Source organism: Klebsiella grimontii, assembly GCF_042137965.1.
GTDB lineage: Bacteria > Pseudomonadota > Gammaproteobacteria > Enterobacterales > Enterobacteriaceae > Klebsiella > Klebsiella grimontii.
Window position 1 is genome coordinate 1,198,607 of the sequence record NZ_CP169721.1, and the last position, 15,101, is coordinate 1,213,707.

A 15,101-nucleotide genomic window follows, 5' to 3' on the forward strand; every position below is an offset into this window, starting at 1 on the left:
CATGTCTGAAGAAAAAATCGGTCAACATTATCTCGCCGCGCTGCACCAAACCTTTCCGGGCGTGGTGCTGGATGAAGCCTGGCAGACCAAAGACCAGCTGACGGTCACGGTAAAGGTCAACTATCTGCCGGAAGTGGTCGAGTTCCTGTATTACAAGCAGGGCGGCTGGCTGTCGGTGCTGTTCGGCAATGACGAACGCAAGCTGAACGGTCATTACGCCGTCTATTACGTCTTGTCGATGGAGCAGGGCACGAAATGCTGGATCACCGTGCGCGTGGAGGTGGACGCCAACAAACCGGAATACCCGTCGGTGACGCCGCGCGTGCCTGCCGCCGTGTGGGGCGAGCGCGAAGTGCGCGATATGTACGGCCTGGTGCCGGTGGGGCTGCCGGACGAGCGCCGGCTGGTGCTGCCGGACGACTGGCCGGATGAACTCTATCCGCTGCGTAAAGACAGCATGGACTACCGCCAGCGTCCGGCGCCGACCACCGACGCCGAAACCTACGAGTTTATCAACGAGCTGGGGACTAAAAAGAACAACGTGGTGCCGATTGGCCCGCTGCACGTCACCTCCGACGAACCGGGCCACTTCCGCCTGTTCGTTGACGGCGAGAATATTATCGACGCCGACTATCGCCTGTTCTACGTCCACCGCGGGATGGAAAAGCTGGCGGAAACCCGCATGGGCTACAACGAAGTCACCTTCCTCTCGGACCGCGTGTGCGGCATCTGCGGCTTCGCCCACAGCACCGCCTATACCACCTCGGTGGAAAACGCGATGGGCATCGTGGTGCCGGAGCGCGCGCAGATGATCCGCGCCATTCTGCTGGAGGTGGAGCGCCTGCACTCGCACCTGCTGAACCTCGGCCTCGCCTGCCACTTCACCGGCTTCGACTCCGGGTTTATGCAGTTCTTCCGCGTGCGCGAAACCTCGATGAAGATGGCGGAAATTCTCACCGGGGCGCGTAAAACCTACGGCCTGAACCTGATTGGCGGCATTCGTCGCGATCTGCTGAAAGAGGACATGATCCAGACCCGCCAGCTGGCGCAGCAGATGCGCCGCGACGTGCAGGAGCTGGTGGACATGCTGCTCAGCACGCCGAATATGGAGCAGCGCACGGTCGGAATCGGTCGTCTCGACCCGCAAATCGCCCGCGACTTCAGCAACGTCGGCCCGATGGTGCGCGCCAGCGGCCACGCCCGCGATACCCGCGCCGATCACCCGTTTGTCGGCTACGGCCTGCTGCCGATGACCGTCCACAGCGAGCAGGGCTGCGACGTGATTTCGCGCCTCAAGGTGCGTATCAACGAAGTCTATACCGCGCTGAATATGATCGACTTCGGCCTTGATAACCTGCCGGGCGGCCCGCTGATGGTGGAGGGCTTCACCTATATTCCGCACCGCTTCGCGCTCGGCTTCTCGGAAGCGCCGCGCGGGGATGATATCCACTGGAGCATGACCGGCGACAACCAGAAGCTGTACCGCTGGCGCTGCCGGGCGGCGACCTACGCCAACTGGCCGACCCTGCGCTATATGCTGCGCGGCAATACCGTTTCCGACGCGCCGCTGATTATCGGCAGCCTCGACCCGTGCTACTCCTGTACCGACCGCATGACCGTGGTCGACGTGCGCAAGAAGAAAAGCAAAGTGGTGCCGTACAAAGAGCTGGAGCGCTACAGCATCGAGCGTAAGAACTCGCCGCTGAAATAAGGAATCGCCATGTTTACCTTTATTAAAAAAGTCATCAAAACCGGCACCGCGACGCACTCATACCCGCTGGAGCCGATGCCGGTGGATAAAAACTTCCGCGGCAAACCGGAGCATAATCCGCAGCAGTGCATCGGCTGCGCCGCCTGCGTTAACGCCTGCCCGTCGAACGCCCTGACGGTGGAGACCGATCTGGCCGCCAACCAACTGGGGTGGCAGTTCAACCTCGGGCGCTGCATCTTTTGCGGGCGCTGCGAAGAGGTCTGCCCGACGGCGGCGATTAGGCTCTCTCAGGAGTACGAGCTGGCGGTGTGGAAAAAAGAGGATTTCCTCCAGCAGTCGCGTTTTGCCATCTGCCACTGTCGGGTATGCGAACGGCCGTTCGCCGTACAGAAAGAGATCGACTACGCCATCGCGCTGCTCAAACACAACGGCGACAGCCGCGCCGAGCTGCATCGCGAAAGCTTTGAGACCTGCCCGGAGTGTAAACGCCAGAAGTGCCTGGTGCCGTCCGACCGTATTGAACTGACTCGCCATATGAGAGAGGCCAGCTGATGAGCAATTTATTAGGCCCGCGCGATGAAAACGGCATTCCGCTGCCGATGACGGTGGATGAATCCATCGCCAGCATGAAGGCCTCGCTGCTGAAAAAAATTAAGCGTTCCGCCTACGTCTATCGGGTGGACTGCGGCGGCTGCAACGGCTGCGAAATCGAGATTTTCGCTACCCTGTCGCCGCTGTTCGACGCCGAGCGTTTTGGTATCAAAGTGGTGCCGTCGCCGCGTCACGCCGATATTCTGCTGTTTACCGGGGCGGTGACCCGGGCGATGCGTTCTCCCGCGCTACGCGCGTGGCAGTCCGCGCCGGACCCGAAAATCTGTATCTCCTACGGCGCCTGCGGCAACAGCGGCGGCATCTTCCACGACCTCTACTGCGTGTGGGGCGGGACCGATAAAATCGTGCCGGTAGACGTCTATATTCCCGGCTGCCCGCCGACGCCTGCCGCGACGCTGTATGGCTTCGCGATGGCGCTGGGCCTGCTGGAGCAGAAAATCCACGCCCGTCTGCCGGGGGAACAGGATGCACGGCCGACCGAGCTTCTGCACCCGGATATGGTACAGCCGCTGCGGGTGCGCATTGACCGCGAAGCGCGTCGCCTGGCGGGCTATCGCTATGGTCGCCAGATTGCCGACGACTATATGCGCCTGCTGGCGCAGGGCGATAGCCAGGTGGTGCGCTGGCTGGAGGCGGAAAAAGATCCGCGTCTGACCGAGATCGTCACCCATCTGAACCAGGTGGTCGAGGGAGCGCGTATCCGATGAGCGAGACGGTGGTGTTCAGTCAACTGAGCCGTAAATTTATTGATGAGAACGACGCCACGCCCGACCAGGCGCAGCAGGTGGTCTATTACAGCCTGGCGATTGGCCACCACCTCGGCGTGATCGACTGCCTGGAGGCGGCGCTGAGCTGCCCGTGGCAGGCGTATCTGGCGTGGATTGCGACCCTCGAAGAGGGCAGCGTCGCGCGGCGCAAAATGGAAGGCGTGCCGAAGTACGGCGAGATCGTCATCGATAGCAATCATGTGGCGATGCTGGCCAACGCGTTTGATAAAGCGCAGGCCCGGCAGACCCCCGAGCAGCAGGCATGGAGCAAAACCCTGCTCAGCATGCTGCATGATATTCACCAGGAAAGCGCCATCTATCTGATGGTGAGGAGACTCCGTGACTGACGTTTTACTCTGTGTCGGCAACAGTATGATGGGCGACGACGGCGCCGGCCCGCTGCTGGCGGAGATGTGCGCGGCTAATCCCGTCGGCGAGTGGGTGGTGATTGACGGCGGCAGCGCGCCGGAAAACGACATCGTCGCCATTCGCGAGCTGCGCCCCGAGCGCCTGCTGATCGTCGATGCTACCGATATGGGCCTGAACCCCGGCGAGATCCGTATCGTCGACCCGGACGATATCGCCGAGATGTTTATGATGACCACCCACAATATGCCGCTCAACTATCTGATCGATCAGCTAAAAGAGGATGTCGGCGAGGTGATTTTCTTAGGCATTCAGCCGGATATCGTCGGCTTTTATTATCCGATGACCCAGCCGATCAAGGACGCGGTCGCGACGGTGTACGCGCGGCTTGATGGCTGGCAGGGGCAGGGCGGTTTCGCGGCGCTGGAAGCGGCAGAGGAGCCGGCGTTCCCCGGCTAAGCGCAGCGCGAGCCGGGAGTTCGGCCAGGAGGGAGCAAGTGTACTTTTTTCCCGGGTCGCGGCGTAAACGCCTTACCCGGGCTACGGCTACTTTTGTCACCCGTAGCGTTTATCATTCCCGGAGGCGATGCTGCGCATCTGTCCGGGCTACCGGTCCGCGGACGTTGATGAACCTGTAGCCCGGCTAAGCGCAGCGCGAGCCGGGAAAATTTCTACGCCAAATCTTCCCCGTTGCTGGCAATCACCTTCTTATACCACCAGAACGACTTCTTGCGCCTGCGCGCCAGCGTGCCGTGACCGGCATCGTCGCGGTCAACGTAGACAAAGCCGTAGCGCTTGCTCATCTCGCCGGTGGAGGCGGACACCAGATCGATACAGCCCCAGCTGGTATAGCCCATCACCGGGATGCCATCTTCGATGGCGTCGCCCATCGCCTGAATATGCTCGCGCAGATAGCTGATACGGTAGTCGTCGTTGATCTCGCCGTTAGCGTCAATCTCATCGCGCGCGCCGAGACCGTTCTCCACGAGGAACAGCGGTTTCTGGTAGCGGTCATACATCATATTCATGGTGATACGCAGGCCGAGCGGGTCGATGCCCCAGCCCCATTCGCTGGCTTTGATGTACGGGTTTTTCAGCGACTTAACGATATTGGCGGCGCTGGTGTTGCCGGCGTTCATCTCCGCCGACGCGCAGCGCGAAGCGTAGTAGCTGAAGGAGACGAAATCGACGGTATGGCGCAGGATTTCATCATCGCCCGCTTCTTTGGCGATGGTCACGCCTTTCTCGCGGAATACCCGCGCCGCCCACACCGGGTACGCGCCGCGCGCCTGGACATCGATAAAGAACAGGTTCTCGCGATCTTTCTCCAGCGCCATCCACACGTCTTCCGGCTTACAGGAGTAAGGGTAGAAATTGCCGCCCGCCAGCATACAGCCGACCTGATTTTGCGGATTCACCTCGTGGGCGATTTTGGTCGCTAAGGCGCTGGCGACCAGTTCATGATGGGCGGCCTGGTATTTCACCTGCTCCTGATTTTCCCCCTCTTCAAACACCAGACCGGCGCCGGAGAATGGGCTATGCAGCATGATGTTGATTTCATTGAAGGTAAGCCAGTATTTCACTAACCCATCAAAGGCTTCAAAACAGGTACGGGCGTAGCGGGTGAAAAATTCCACCATTTTACGATTGCGCCAGGAGCCGTACTCGGTGACCAGGTGCATCGGCACGTCGAAATGGCACAGCGTCACCAGCGGCTCGATATTATGCTTTTTACACTCCTCGAACAGCGAGCGGTAGAAGGCGATCCCTTCCGGGTTCGGCTCTTGTTCATCACCTTTTGGAAACAGGCGGCTCCAGGCGATAGAGGTGCGGAAAACGCTAAAGCCCATCTCGGCCATCAGGGCGATATCTTCTTTATAACGATGATAAAAATCGATCGCCTCGTGGCTCGGGTAGAACTCATCGTCGCGCGGCGCGAAGCGTTTCTCTTGCCCCAGCTTGACCGCCAGGCGGTGCGCGCCGTGGGGAATCATATCGACGGTGGTCGGCCCTTTGCCGCCCTCCAGCCAGGCCCCTTCGGACTGGTTGGCGGCCAGTGCGCCGCCCCATAAAAATCCCTGTGGAAAAGTCGCCATGCGTTACCTCGTTAATAAAATGGTGTTCAGGCGTGAGAAGCCTGGGCGCCGGCCTGACGCTGTCTGGCGTCGGCGGCGGCTTCTTCAACCGGTATATCTTCAAAGCCGAGCATCAGCGTCAGAACAAACGACAGCACGACCGCCAGCGCCATGACGCCAAAGACCCAGACGATGGTCATCGGATTGGCCGGGTCGAAAAACTGGACGCTGGTAAACAGGCCCGGCGCCGCCATCGAGTGGCTGGCGAGCCCGGCAATCCCGGCCACCGCGCCGCAGATAAAGCCGCTGATCAGGCTGGCGATAAGCGGTCGCTTCAGCCGCACCGCCACGCCGTACAGCGCCGGTTCGGAAATCCCCGCCAGAATCGCGGAAGCCGCGGCCGCCAGCGCCGTCTGGCGCAGCTCAGGGTTTTTGGTTTTCCATGCCACCGCCAGCGATGAGCCGCCCAGCGACAGGTTGGCGCCGATTTCCGACGGCATCACCATGCCCTCTTTGCCGGTTTCGGCGATGGTCTGAATGATAGTCGGCGTGAAGACGCGGTGCATCCCGGTCATCACCAGCAGCGGCCACAGGGCGCCCATAATCGCCACCGACAGCCAGCCGAGGTAGCTGTGGATCGTATAGACCAGCGCGGAAATGGCGCTACCGATCCAGATACCGAGCGGGCCAATCAGCAGAATCGACAGCGGGGCGGCAATCAGCACGATCAGCATCGGTTTAAGGAAGTTTTTCGTCACCGCCGGGGTGATGCGGTCGACCCAGCGTTCGATATAAGAGAGGCACCAGGTCATCACCAGCGCCGGGATCACGGTATAGGTATATTTCACCGCCGTCACCGGAATAAAGGCGAACTCCACGTGCTCGCCCTGGGCGGCTTTGGCCATCAGCTCGATAAAGCTCGGGTGCACCAGCACCCCGGCAATCGCAATCGCCAGCGACATATTGGTTTTAAATTTCACCGCCGCGGAGGCCGCGACCATCAGCGGCAGGAAGAAGAACGCGCCGTCGCCGATAACCGTCAGGATGGTCAGCGTTGGCGCGCCTTTCGGCAGCGCGCCGGTCATCTCTAAGATCATCGCCAGCAGCTTGACCATCGATCCGCCGATAATCGCCGGGATCAGCGGCGACATGGTGCCGATCAGCGCGTCGAGGATCCCGGCGCCGATGCGCTTCAGGGTGATCGGCGGTTTCCCCTGCGGTTCGACAGGGCGCAGATCCCCCGGCAGCAGGGCGACCACCTCGCGGTAGGCCTGGGAGACGGTATTGCCGATGATGACCTGACACTGGTTATCGCTACGCACGACGCCGAGTACGCCTTTCAGCCCTTTGAGGGTGGCGCTGTCGACCCGCTCGTTGTCTTTGACCACAAAACGCAGGCGGGTCATGCAGTGGGTGACGGCGGCCACGTTATCTGCGCCGCCAATTGCCGCCACAACCTGCTGCGCCAGAGCTGCATAATTTTTAGACATCGGATTTTATCCTGTTTATCAATGGGGTACTGGCTTGTCACCGCGCCGGAAAGCGGAGCGGCATGATGCATATATAGGAAACCGGTTCCACAAAATCATGATTAGTTTCATGAATGCATACAAGAAATAAAAAAATAAGATCTCGATTTTGTGATTTTGATCGCGGAGTGTGCGTCAGCGCGGGATACGCGCAAATGCTGAAAAAGCGCCGCGCGTGCAGTACACTGCGGGCAACATTGGCAACAGGAATAACCACATGGCAACAATGCTGGAGGTCGCGAAGCGCGCGGGGGTGTCGAAGGCCACCGTTTCGCGGGTGCTGTCGGGGAACGGCTATGTCAGCCAGGAGACCAAAGATCGCGTCTTCCAGGCGGTGGCCGAAAGCGGCTACCGGCCGAATCTGCTGGCGCGCAACCTGGCGACGAAAAAGACGCAGACCCTCGGGCTGGTGGTGACCAACACCCTTTATCACGGCGTCTATTTCAGCGAACTGCTTTACCACGTGGCGCGGATGACAGAAGACAAAGGGCGGCAGCTGATCCTCGCCGACGGCAAGCACAGCGCGGAGGAGGAGCGCGAGGCGATTCAGTATCTGCTCGATCTGCGCTGCGATGCGATTATTATCTATCCGCGCTTTCTCAGCGTTGATGAGATGGACGAGATTATCGAAAATCATGAGCGGCCGATCATGGTGCTCAACCGCCGCCTGCGCCGCAACGCCAGCCACTGCGTCTGGTCCGATCAAAAGGCCTCGGCGACGATGGCGGTGGAAAAGCTTATCGCGCTCGGCCATCGCGATATCGCGTTTATTACCGGTTCGCTGGATTCGCCAACCGGCGTTGAGCGGCTCTCGGGCTATAAAGACGCGCTGGCCCGCCACAGCATTGCGGTGAATAACGATCTGATCGTCGAAGGGCGCTGGACGCCGGAAACCGGCGCGGCGGGGGTCGAAACGCTGCGCCAGCGCCGCGTCGGCTACAGCGCGCTGGTGGCGAGCAACGACGATATGGCGGTTGGCGCGATGAAACAGCTGCATCAGCTCGGCGTTAAGGTGCCGGAGCAGGTCTCGGTGGTGGGTTTTGACGATATCGTGCTGGCGCCGTATATGGTGCCGGCCCTCTCCAGCGTCAAAGTGCCGGTGACGGAGATGATCAAAGAGAGCATCAACCGGCTGATCTTTATGCTCGACGGCGGCGATCTTAAATTTCAGCAAACCTTCCCCGGCGAGCTGATCGAACGCGACTCGATGGTCCCCGGCCCGCACGCCTGACGTCGACAGCTGTCATCGTCACAACTGACGATGACAGTCTCCCCCGTAATTATCCTCTTTAATATCAGTAAGATAAAAGTTGGAACGTATTATGCATACTCCGGCGCGTAACCTTCTTACAGCTGGAGAAATGGATGAACCGTTTCATTATCGCCGACGCGAGCAAATGCATCGGCTGCCGCACCTGTGAAGTGGCCTGCGTGGTCTCTCATCAGGAAAATCAGGACTGCGCCGCGCTGACGCCAAAAACCTTTTTACCGCGTATTCACGTGATCAAAGGCGTCAACGTGTCGACGGCCACCGCCTGTCGTCAGTGTGAGGACGCCCCGTGCGCCAACGTCTGCCCGAACGGCGCCATCAGCCGCGACCAGGGCTTCGTCCACGTGATGCAGGAGCGCTGCATCGGCTGCAAAACCTGCGTGGTGGCCTGCCCGTACGGCGCCATGGAAGTGGTGGTGCGCCCGGTTATTCGCCACAGCGGCGCGGGGCTGAACGTGATAGCGGAAAAAGCCGAAGCCAACAAATGCGACCTGTGCTATCACCGTGAGGAAGGCCCAGCCTGTATGGACGCCTGTCCGACCCACGCGCTGATTTGCGTCGACCGCAACAGGCTCGAACAGATGAATATCGAAAAACGCCGCCGCACCGCGCTGGCCTGGTAATCCGGCCGCGCAATGAACGGGGTGCAGATCCGCATTCGCGGTAAAGTGCAGGGGGTGGGATTCCGCCCCTTCGTCTGGCAGTTGGCGCAGCAGCTGGGAGTGCGCGGCGACGTGTGCAACGACGGCGACGGCGTGCTGGTGCGCCTTGTCGGCGATGATGCGGCCTTTCTCAGCGCGTTAACCCGCCGCTGCCCGCCGCTGGCGCGTATCGATAGCACCGAAACTCAGCCGTTTGTCTGGGCCGTCGCGCCGCTGGATTTCACCATCCGCCAGAGCGGGGCCGGGAGCATGCGCACGCAGATCGTGCCCGATGCCGCCACCTGCCCGGCATGCCTGGCGGAGATGAACAACCCGCAGGATCGCCGCTACCGCTATCCGTTTATCAACTGCACCCACTGCGGGCCGCGCTTTACCATTATTCGCGCCATGCCCTACGACCGCCCGCTGACCGCTATGTCGCCGTTTCCTCTTTGCCCCGCCTGCGCGGCGGAGTATCGCCATCCCGCCGATCGCCGCTTTCACGCGCAGCCGGTGGCCTGCGCCGAGTGCGGCCCGCGGCTGGAGTGGCGCGGCCCGAAGGGGCATTTATTTGGTGAGGCCGCTTTAGACGCGGCGATTGCTCGCCTGCGGGCGGGTGATATCGTGGCGGTGAAGGGGCTGGGCGGTTTTCATCTAGTGTGCGATGCCGGAAATCGCGCTGCCGTGGCGACGCTGCGGGCGCGTAAGCATCGCCCGGCGAAACCGCTGGCGGTGATGCTGGCGACGACGGCAGGGCTCAGCGGACCAGCGGTGACGCTGCTGACCTCTCCCGCCGCGCCGATCGTGCTGCTGGATAAAACGCAGATTGACGGCCTGTGCGATGAAATTGCGCCGGGGCTTGCGGAAGTAGGGGGGATGCTGCCGTCTAATCCATTGCAGCATTTACTTTCGCAGGCGCTGGCGCGCCCCTTGGTGATGACCTCCGGCAATCTTAGCGGCCGCCCGCCAGCGCTGACTAATGAAGACGCGCTGGCGGATTTAGCCGCGATTGCCGACGGTTTTCTGCTGCATAACCGCGAGATTGTGCAGCGGATGGATGATTCGGTGGTGCGGCAAAGCGGCGAGATGCTGCGCCGCGCCCGCGGCTACGTGCCGGACGCGCTGGCGCTGCCGCCGGGCTTTTGCGACGCGCCGCCGCTGCTGGCCCTCGGCGCGGAGATGAAAAATACCTTCTGCCTGCTGCGCGGCGATGAAGCGGTGCTCAGCCAGCATTTTGGCGATCTCGACGACGAGGGCGTCGAAGAGCAGTGGCGACAGGCGCTGCGTCTGATGCAGGAGATTTACGCTTTTACCCCGCAGCGGGTGGTGGCTGACGCCCATCCCGGCTACCGCGCTTCGCGGTGGGCGGCGTCGCTGGCGCTACCGGTGGAGCGCGTGTTGCATCATCATGCCCACGCTGCCGCCTGCCTGGCCGAGCATCGCTGGCCGCTGGACGGCGGCGACGTGATTGCCCTGACCCTCGACGGTATCGGGATGGGGGAGAACGGCGAGCTGTGGGGCGGCGAATGCCTGCGGGTCAACTATCGCGAGTGCGAGCGTCTTGGCGGGCTGCCGGCGGTGGCGCTGCCCGGCGGCGACCTCGCGGCGCGTCAGCCGTGGCGCAATCTGCTCGCCCACTGCCTGGCATTTGTCCCTGACTGGCAAGATTATCCTGCAACCGCCGCACTGCGTCAGCAAAACTGGCCGCTGCTGGCGCGAGCGATTGAGCGCGGCATAAATGCGCCCAAAGCGTCGTCGTGCGGACGGCTGTTTGATGCCGTCGCCTGCGCGCTGGGCTGCGCCCCGCTCACCCTGAGCTATGAGGGGGAAGCGGCGTGCCGTCTGGAAGCGCTGGCGGCGACCTGCGAAGGGGTTGATCATCCGGCGACGCTGCCGTGGCGCGATGGAAAACTGGATCTGGCGACGTTCTGGCAGCGGTGGCTGAGCTGGCAGGCGAGTCCGGCGCAAAAAGCCTGGGCCTTTCATGATGCGCTGGCCCGCGGGCTGGCGGCGATGATGCGCGATTACGCGAACGCGCGCAATATTCACACGCTCGCCTTCGGCGGTGGGGTACTGCACAACCGCCTGCTGACGGCGCGATTGACCTTTTATCTGGCCGATTTTACTCTGCTCTTTCCGCAGCAGCTGCCCGCAGGCGATGGCGCGATTGCCCTCGGCCAGGCGGTTATCGCTGCGGCCCGCCTGCAGGCTTAAAGGACACCGACATGATAGTGACGATTTTGCGTCAGCAGCCGCGCGCAGCGGCGCTGGTGCTGGCATTGATTGCCGCCAATTTGCTGGCCTGGGGCTGGGCGTTTGCGGCGTTCGGCGGCAGCGGCGCGCTGATGGCCGCCAGCCTGCTGGCCTGGGGTTACGGTCTGCGCCACGCGGTGGACGCCGACCATATCGCGGCGATCGACAACGTGACCCGCAAAATGATGCAGCAGGGGAAGCGGCCTTTTGCCGTTGGCGCGTGGTTCTCGCTGGGACATTCGTCGATTGTGGTGCTGGCGTCGGCGGCGATTGCCGCGACCGCCACCGCGTTTGGCCAGCAGATGAGCTGGTTTCACGAGACCGGCAGCGTTATCGGCACTGCCGTGTCGGCGCTGTTCCTGCTGGCTATGGCGTTTATCAATCTGGTCATTTTGCGCAGCGTCTGGCGCAGCTTTCGGGCGTGGAAGCAGGGCGAAAAGGTGAGCGATGAGGTCATGACCGGCGGCGGCATGATGAGCTGGGTGTTCGGGAAAACCTTCCGCCTGATTAACCGCAGCTGGCAGATGTATCTGGTGGGCTTTCTGTTTGGCCTCGGCTTTGATACGGCGACGGAAATCGGCGTGCTGGGGATTTCTGCGGCCAGCGCGTCGAGCGGGATGTCGATTTGGTCGATTATGGTTTTTCCGGCGCTGTTCGCCAGCGGGATGGCGCTGGTGGATACGCTTGATAACGTGCTGATGGTCGGCGCCTACGGCTGGGCGTTCAGTAAGCCGCAGCGTAAGCTCTATTACAATATGACCATTACCGGCACCTCGGTGGTGGTGGCGCTGTTTATCGGCGGCCTGGAAGCGCTGGGACTGGTGATGGATAAGTTTTCCCTCAGCGGCGGCGTCTGGCGCTGGATCGGCGCATTGAATGACCATCTCGGCGACGCCGGTTTTGTGGTGGTCGGGCTGTTCGTGGCCTGCTGGGTGCTGTCGGTACTCAACTACCGCTGGCGCGGATACGATAACCTGGCGCGGTAGGTTGGGCATTTCCCCGGCTCGCGCTGCGCTTAGCCGGGCTACAGGTTAATGGCCATCTGCTGGCCGGTAGCCCGGACAGATGCGCAAGCATCGCCTCCGGGAAATTATGCCACTCTGCGCGCTGCTCCCGGGGGCGGCGCAAAGCGCCTGCCCGGGCTACAGGACCGCAGGCTGCTGTGAATCTGTATGCGCGGCTGGGTAGCCCGGGTAAGGCGTTTACGCCGCGACCCGGGAATAACGTCAGTTCATACAGGCTAACTCACCAACTGCTTGAGCAGCGCAAAGGCGTCTTTCATACGATCCTCGCTGACCACAAAAGCGCGCAGCTGGTTTTCGGCGTCAACGCCTTTCGCGACCAGGCCGTCTTTGGCGGCAACGATATGCCACGTCAGATCCTCGCGCCGGGTATCGCCCGCCAGGTGCAGCGGTAAATCCGGCGTTTTAACCTTCACCAGCATCGGCGGCAGCTTCAGTTCTCCCTGCTGAGTCAGCAGATTTTTCCCCAGGCACATGGCGCTCAGCAGAATCGGCTGCAGGAACGGCAGGACCATGCCGTTGATTTCCGCGCAATCGCCGAGGGCGTAAATTGCCGGATGGCTGGTTTGTAGCTGGCTGTTCACCACCACGCCGCGGTGCGTCTGCAGACCCGCATGCCGCGCCAGCGCCGTTTCCGGGCGCAAACCGGCGGCGGCGACCACCGCATCCACCGTCAGCGTACGCTGGCGGTCAAGAGTGACGCGAATTCCGTCGGCGTTCTGCGCCAGGCTTTGCAGCTGCGACTTCAGCATCAGATCCACGCCCATGTCGGTCAGACGATGCTGCAGTCGGCTGCTGGCTTCCGGCGGCATCAGCGCCGACAGCATGCTGGCGGAGTTATCCACCACCGTCACCGCTTTGCCGGCGCGGCAGAAATCCATCGCCAGCTCGCAGCCAATCAGCCCGCCGCCGACGATCAGCACCCTTTTTGCATCGCGCAGCTGGCTTTGCGCCGCGCCGTATTCCCGCTGGCTGTTGAGGGTTAGCATCAGCTCGCGGCCCGGCACCGGCGGGATAAACGGCGTCGCGCCGGTGGCCAGCACCAGTTTGTCATAGCGCCACTCGCGGTCCTGGCTCTTCACAACCTGATTATCGGCGTCGATATCGCTGACCCAGGTATGCGGAAACAGGCGCAGATTGTACTGCTCGGCAAACTCGCCCGCCGTTTGCAGGGTCAGATCGTCGGCGTTCTGCCCGCGGCTGACCACATGGCTGAGATCCGGCTTGTTGTACTCATCCATGCTGTCGGCGGCGATCAGGGTCAGCGGGATGTTCGGGTCCTGCTTGCGAATATTTTTCACCAACTGACGGGCCGCGAAGCCCGAGCCGATGATGACGATGCCATCACTCATTTTGCCTCCGACGCCAGCACATCAAACACATCTTTACCCAGCGAACATTCAGGGCAGAGGAAGTTATCCGGGACTTCGCTCCAGGGTGTACCCGGCTGAACGTCCTGGTTCGGTTCGCCCTGTTCGGGGTCGTAAATCCACTGGCAAACGCTGCACTGCATTTTCGGGCCGAGATCGGCTACCGCGGGCGCGGCGCAGGGCGTTGCCTCAGGCGCGGCTGGTTGCGCCTCGCTCGCCGGCAGCGGGGAGAGGGCCCACTGGCGGGCGATCTGACGACCGTGTTCGCGGCACAATTCCAGCGCGTCAAGGTCCGGGCGCCATTTGGCCTTCAGGCTCAGGGACATTTCAAAGCCTGCATCCTGTAAACGCGTGGACAGGCGATCAACCGCGCCGCCGCTCCAACCGTGGGAGCCAAAGGCGCTGGCGCGCTTGTTACGAAAACGCAGGCCGGTCATCTCTTCCACCAGCCCTGCTATTTTCGGCATCATCACGTTGTTCATGGTGGAGGTGCCGACCAGCACGCCCTTCGAGCGGAACACGTTGGTCAGAATGTCGTTTTTATCGCTGCGGGCGACGTTGAAAATTTTCACCGCTACGCGGGGGTCCACGTCGGTAATGCCCTGGGCGATCGCGTCGGCCATCATGCGGGTGTTGTTGGACATGGTGTCGTAGAAAATGGTGATGCGGTCTTCCTGATAATCCGCCGCCCACTCGAGATATTTTTCGACGATCTGCGTCGGGTTATCGCGCCAGACCACGCCGTGGGAGGTGGCAATCATATCTACCGGCAGGTTGAAGCCGAGGATTTCACTAATTTTCGGCGTCACCAGGCGGCTGAACGGGGTCAGAATGTTGGCGTAGTAGCGCTGGCACTGTTCATAAAGCTCAACCTGGTCAACTTCATCATTAAACAGATGCTCATCGCAGTAGTGCTGGCCGAAGGCGTCGTTGCTGAACAGCACCGCGTCGCCGGTCATATAGGTCATCATGCTATCCGGCCAGTGCAGCATCGGGGTTTCGACGAAAATCAGCTGTTTGCCGTTGCCGATATCCAGGCTGTCGCCGGTTTTCACCACCTTAAAGTTCCACTCCGGGTGATGGTGGTGGCCGGTAATGGAGTCGATAGCGTTGGCGGTGCAGTAGATCGGGGTATCCGGGATTTGCGTCATCAGTTCGGTCAGCGCGCCGGCATGATCCTCTTCCGCATGGTTGATAATGATGTAATCGATATCGGCGAGGTCAATTTCACCGCGCAGGTTCTGCACGAATTCGCGACTGAATTTATGATCGACGGTATCGATCAGCACATTTTTTTCTTCCCGGATGAGATAGCTGTTGTAGCTGCTGCCGCGCAGCGTTTTGTATTCAGTCCCGTGGAAATCACGCACTTCCCAGTCGCGTTGGCCAACCCAATGAATGTTATTTTTAACCAGAATAGACATAGCAACCTCAATTAATTCAGCGTTGTTCAAAAAAGATATTTTGCTTATATCAAGATGCGTG

General features: G+C 61.2%; 13 protein-coding genes. 9 read left to right on the forward strand and 4 right to left on the reverse strand.

What is annotated here, in order from left to right:
• Window position 1: 1 nt before the first annotated feature.
• Genes hycE through hycI form a run of 5 tightly spaced genes read left to right on the forward strand, consistent with a single transcriptional unit; the run spans window position 2 to window position 3,915 of the window.
• Window positions 2–1,711, forward strand: coding sequence for a formate hydrogenlyase subunit HycE (gene hycE, locus ACE3MN_RS05785; RefSeq protein ID WP_024358448.1), 1,710 nt, complete (start codon window positions 2–4; stop codon window positions 1,709–1,711).
• A 9-nt stretch (window positions 1,712–1,720) separates the two neighbouring features.
• Window positions 1,721–2,263: a formate hydrogenlyase complex iron-sulfur subunit gene (locus ACE3MN_RS05790; RefSeq protein ID WP_004134341.1), complete on the forward strand. Its 543-nt coding sequence runs from the start codon at window positions 1,721–1,723 to the stop codon at window positions 2,261–2,263.
• Window positions 2,263–3,030 (forward strand): NADH-quinone oxidoreductase subunit B family protein, encoded by a 768-nt coding sequence (locus ACE3MN_RS05795; protein ID WP_004134342.1) that lies wholly within the window; start codon window positions 2,263–2,265, stop codon window positions 3,028–3,030. Before ACE3MN_RS05790 ends, ACE3MN_RS05795 begins: the two co-directional genes overlap by 1 nt.
• Window positions 3,027–3,437: a formate hydrogenlyase maturation HycH family protein gene (locus tag ACE3MN_RS05800; protein WP_004134344.1), complete on the forward strand. Its 411-nt coding sequence runs from the start codon at window positions 3,027–3,029 to the stop codon at window positions 3,435–3,437. The genes ACE3MN_RS05795 and ACE3MN_RS05800 overlap by 4 nt, the downstream gene beginning before the upstream one ends.
• The gene (gene hycI / locus ACE3MN_RS05805; RefSeq protein WP_024358446.1) at window positions 3,430–3,915 is read left to right on the forward strand and encodes a hydrogenase maturation peptidase HycI; all 486 of its coding nucleotides are present in this window, start codon (window positions 3,430–3,432) and stop codon (window positions 3,913–3,915) included. Before ACE3MN_RS05800 ends, hycI begins: the two co-directional genes overlap by 8 nt.
• Before the next feature lie 212 nt (window positions 3,916–4,127).
• Here the strand turns inward: hycI and ACE3MN_RS05810 are convergent, their stop codons facing one another.
• Both ACE3MN_RS05810 and ascF read right to left on the reverse strand, forming a co-directional pair.
• Window positions 4,128–5,552, reverse strand: coding sequence for a 6-phospho-beta-glucosidase (locus tag ACE3MN_RS05810; RefSeq protein ID WP_024358445.1), 1,425 nt, complete (start codon window positions 5,550–5,552; stop codon window positions 4,128–4,130).
• A 26-nt stretch (window positions 5,553–5,578) separates the two neighbouring features.
• Window positions 5,579–7,021, reverse strand: a complete 1,443-nt coding sequence (gene ascF, locus ACE3MN_RS05815) for a PTS cellobiose/arbutin/salicin transporter subunit IIBC (protein ID WP_004134349.1) — start codon at window positions 7,019–7,021, stop codon at window positions 5,579–5,581.
• 256 nt (window positions 7,022–7,277) lie between these two features.
• Between ascF and ACE3MN_RS05820 the strand changes: the two genes are divergently transcribed.
• The 4 genes from ACE3MN_RS05820 to ACE3MN_RS05835 all read left to right on the forward strand — a co-directional run bounded on the left by ACE3MN_RS05820 (window position 7,278) and on the right by ACE3MN_RS05835 (window position 12,210).
• Complete coding sequence (locus ACE3MN_RS05820) at window positions 7,278–8,291, forward strand: LacI family DNA-binding transcriptional regulator (protein ID WP_024358443.1); 1,014 nt, start codon at window positions 7,278–7,280, stop codon at window positions 8,289–8,291.
• A gap of 134 nt (window positions 8,292–8,425) precedes the next feature.
• The gene (gene hydN, locus ACE3MN_RS05825) at window positions 8,426–8,953 is read left to right on the forward strand and encodes an electron transport protein HydN (protein WP_004124065.1); all 528 of its coding nucleotides are present in this window, start codon (window positions 8,426–8,428) and stop codon (window positions 8,951–8,953) included.
• Window positions 8,954–8,965: 12 nt separating this feature from the next.
• On the forward strand, window positions 8,966–11,185 hold the full coding sequence (gene hypF / locus ACE3MN_RS05830; protein WP_375364306.1) for a carbamoyltransferase HypF: 2,220 nt from the start codon (window positions 8,966–8,968) through the stop codon (window positions 11,183–11,185).
• 11 nt (window positions 11,186–11,196) lie between these two features.
• Complete coding sequence (locus ACE3MN_RS05835) at window positions 11,197–12,210, forward strand: HoxN/HupN/NixA family nickel/cobalt transporter (RefSeq protein WP_024358441.1); 1,014 nt, start codon at window positions 11,197–11,199, stop codon at window positions 12,208–12,210.
• Between the two features lie 254 nt (window positions 12,211–12,464).
• Here ACE3MN_RS05835 and norW read toward each other — a convergent pair whose 3' ends face one another.
• A complete protein-coding gene (gene norW, locus ACE3MN_RS05840) occupies window positions 12,465–13,598 on the reverse strand; it encodes an NADH:flavorubredoxin reductase NorW (RefSeq protein WP_224251423.1) in 1,134 nt (377 codons plus the stop codon).
• Entirely contained in the window at window positions 13,595–15,040 is a 1,446-nt protein-coding gene (gene norV, locus ACE3MN_RS05845) for an anaerobic nitric oxide reductase flavorubredoxin (RefSeq protein WP_049087231.1), read from the reverse strand. Before norV ends, norW begins: the two co-directional genes overlap by 4 nt.
• Between the last annotated feature and the right edge of the window lie 61 nt (window positions 15,041–15,101).

Coding starts and splice junctions, on each gene's coding strand:
- ACE3MN_RS05795 (WP_004134342.1), top strand. CDS start 2,263: ATGAGCAATTTATTAGGCCCGCGCGATGAAAACGGCATTCCGCTGCCG.
- hydN (WP_004124065.1), top strand. CDS start 8,426: ATGAACCGTTTCATTATCGCCGACGCGAGCAAATGCATCGGCTGCCGC.
- norV (WP_049087231.1), bottom strand. CDS start 15,040: ATGTCTATTCTGGTTAAAAATAACATTCATTGGGTTGGCCAACGCGAC.
- hypF (WP_375364306.1), top strand. CDS start 8,966: ATGAACGGGGTGCAGATCCGCATTCGCGGTAAAGTGCAGGGGGTGGGA.
- ACE3MN_RS05835 (WP_024358441.1), top strand. CDS start 11,197: ATGATAGTGACGATTTTGCGTCAGCAGCCGCGCGCAGCGGCGCTGGTG.
- ACE3MN_RS05790 (WP_004134341.1), top strand. CDS start 1,721: ATGTTTACCTTTATTAAAAAAGTCATCAAAACCGGCACCGCGACGCAC.
- ACE3MN_RS05800 (WP_004134344.1), top strand. CDS start 3,027: ATGAGCGAGACGGTGGTGTTCAGTCAACTGAGCCGTAAATTTATTGAT.
- norW (WP_224251423.1), bottom strand. CDS start 13,598: ATGAGTGATGGCATCGTCATCATCGGCTCGGGCTTCGCGGCCCGTCAG.
- ascF (WP_004134349.1), bottom strand. CDS start 7,021: ATGTCTAAAAATTATGCAGCTCTGGCGCAGCAGGTTGTGGCGGCAATT.
- ACE3MN_RS05810 (WP_024358445.1), bottom strand. CDS start 5,552: ATGGCGACTTTTCCACAGGGATTTTTATGGGGCGGCGCACTGGCCGCC.
- hycE (WP_024358448.1), top strand. CDS start 2: ATGTCTGAAGAAAAAATCGGTCAACATTATCTCGCCGCGCTGCACCAA.
- ACE3MN_RS05820 (WP_024358443.1), top strand. CDS start 7,278: ATGGCAACAATGCTGGAGGTCGCGAAGCGCGCGGGGGTGTCGAAGGCC.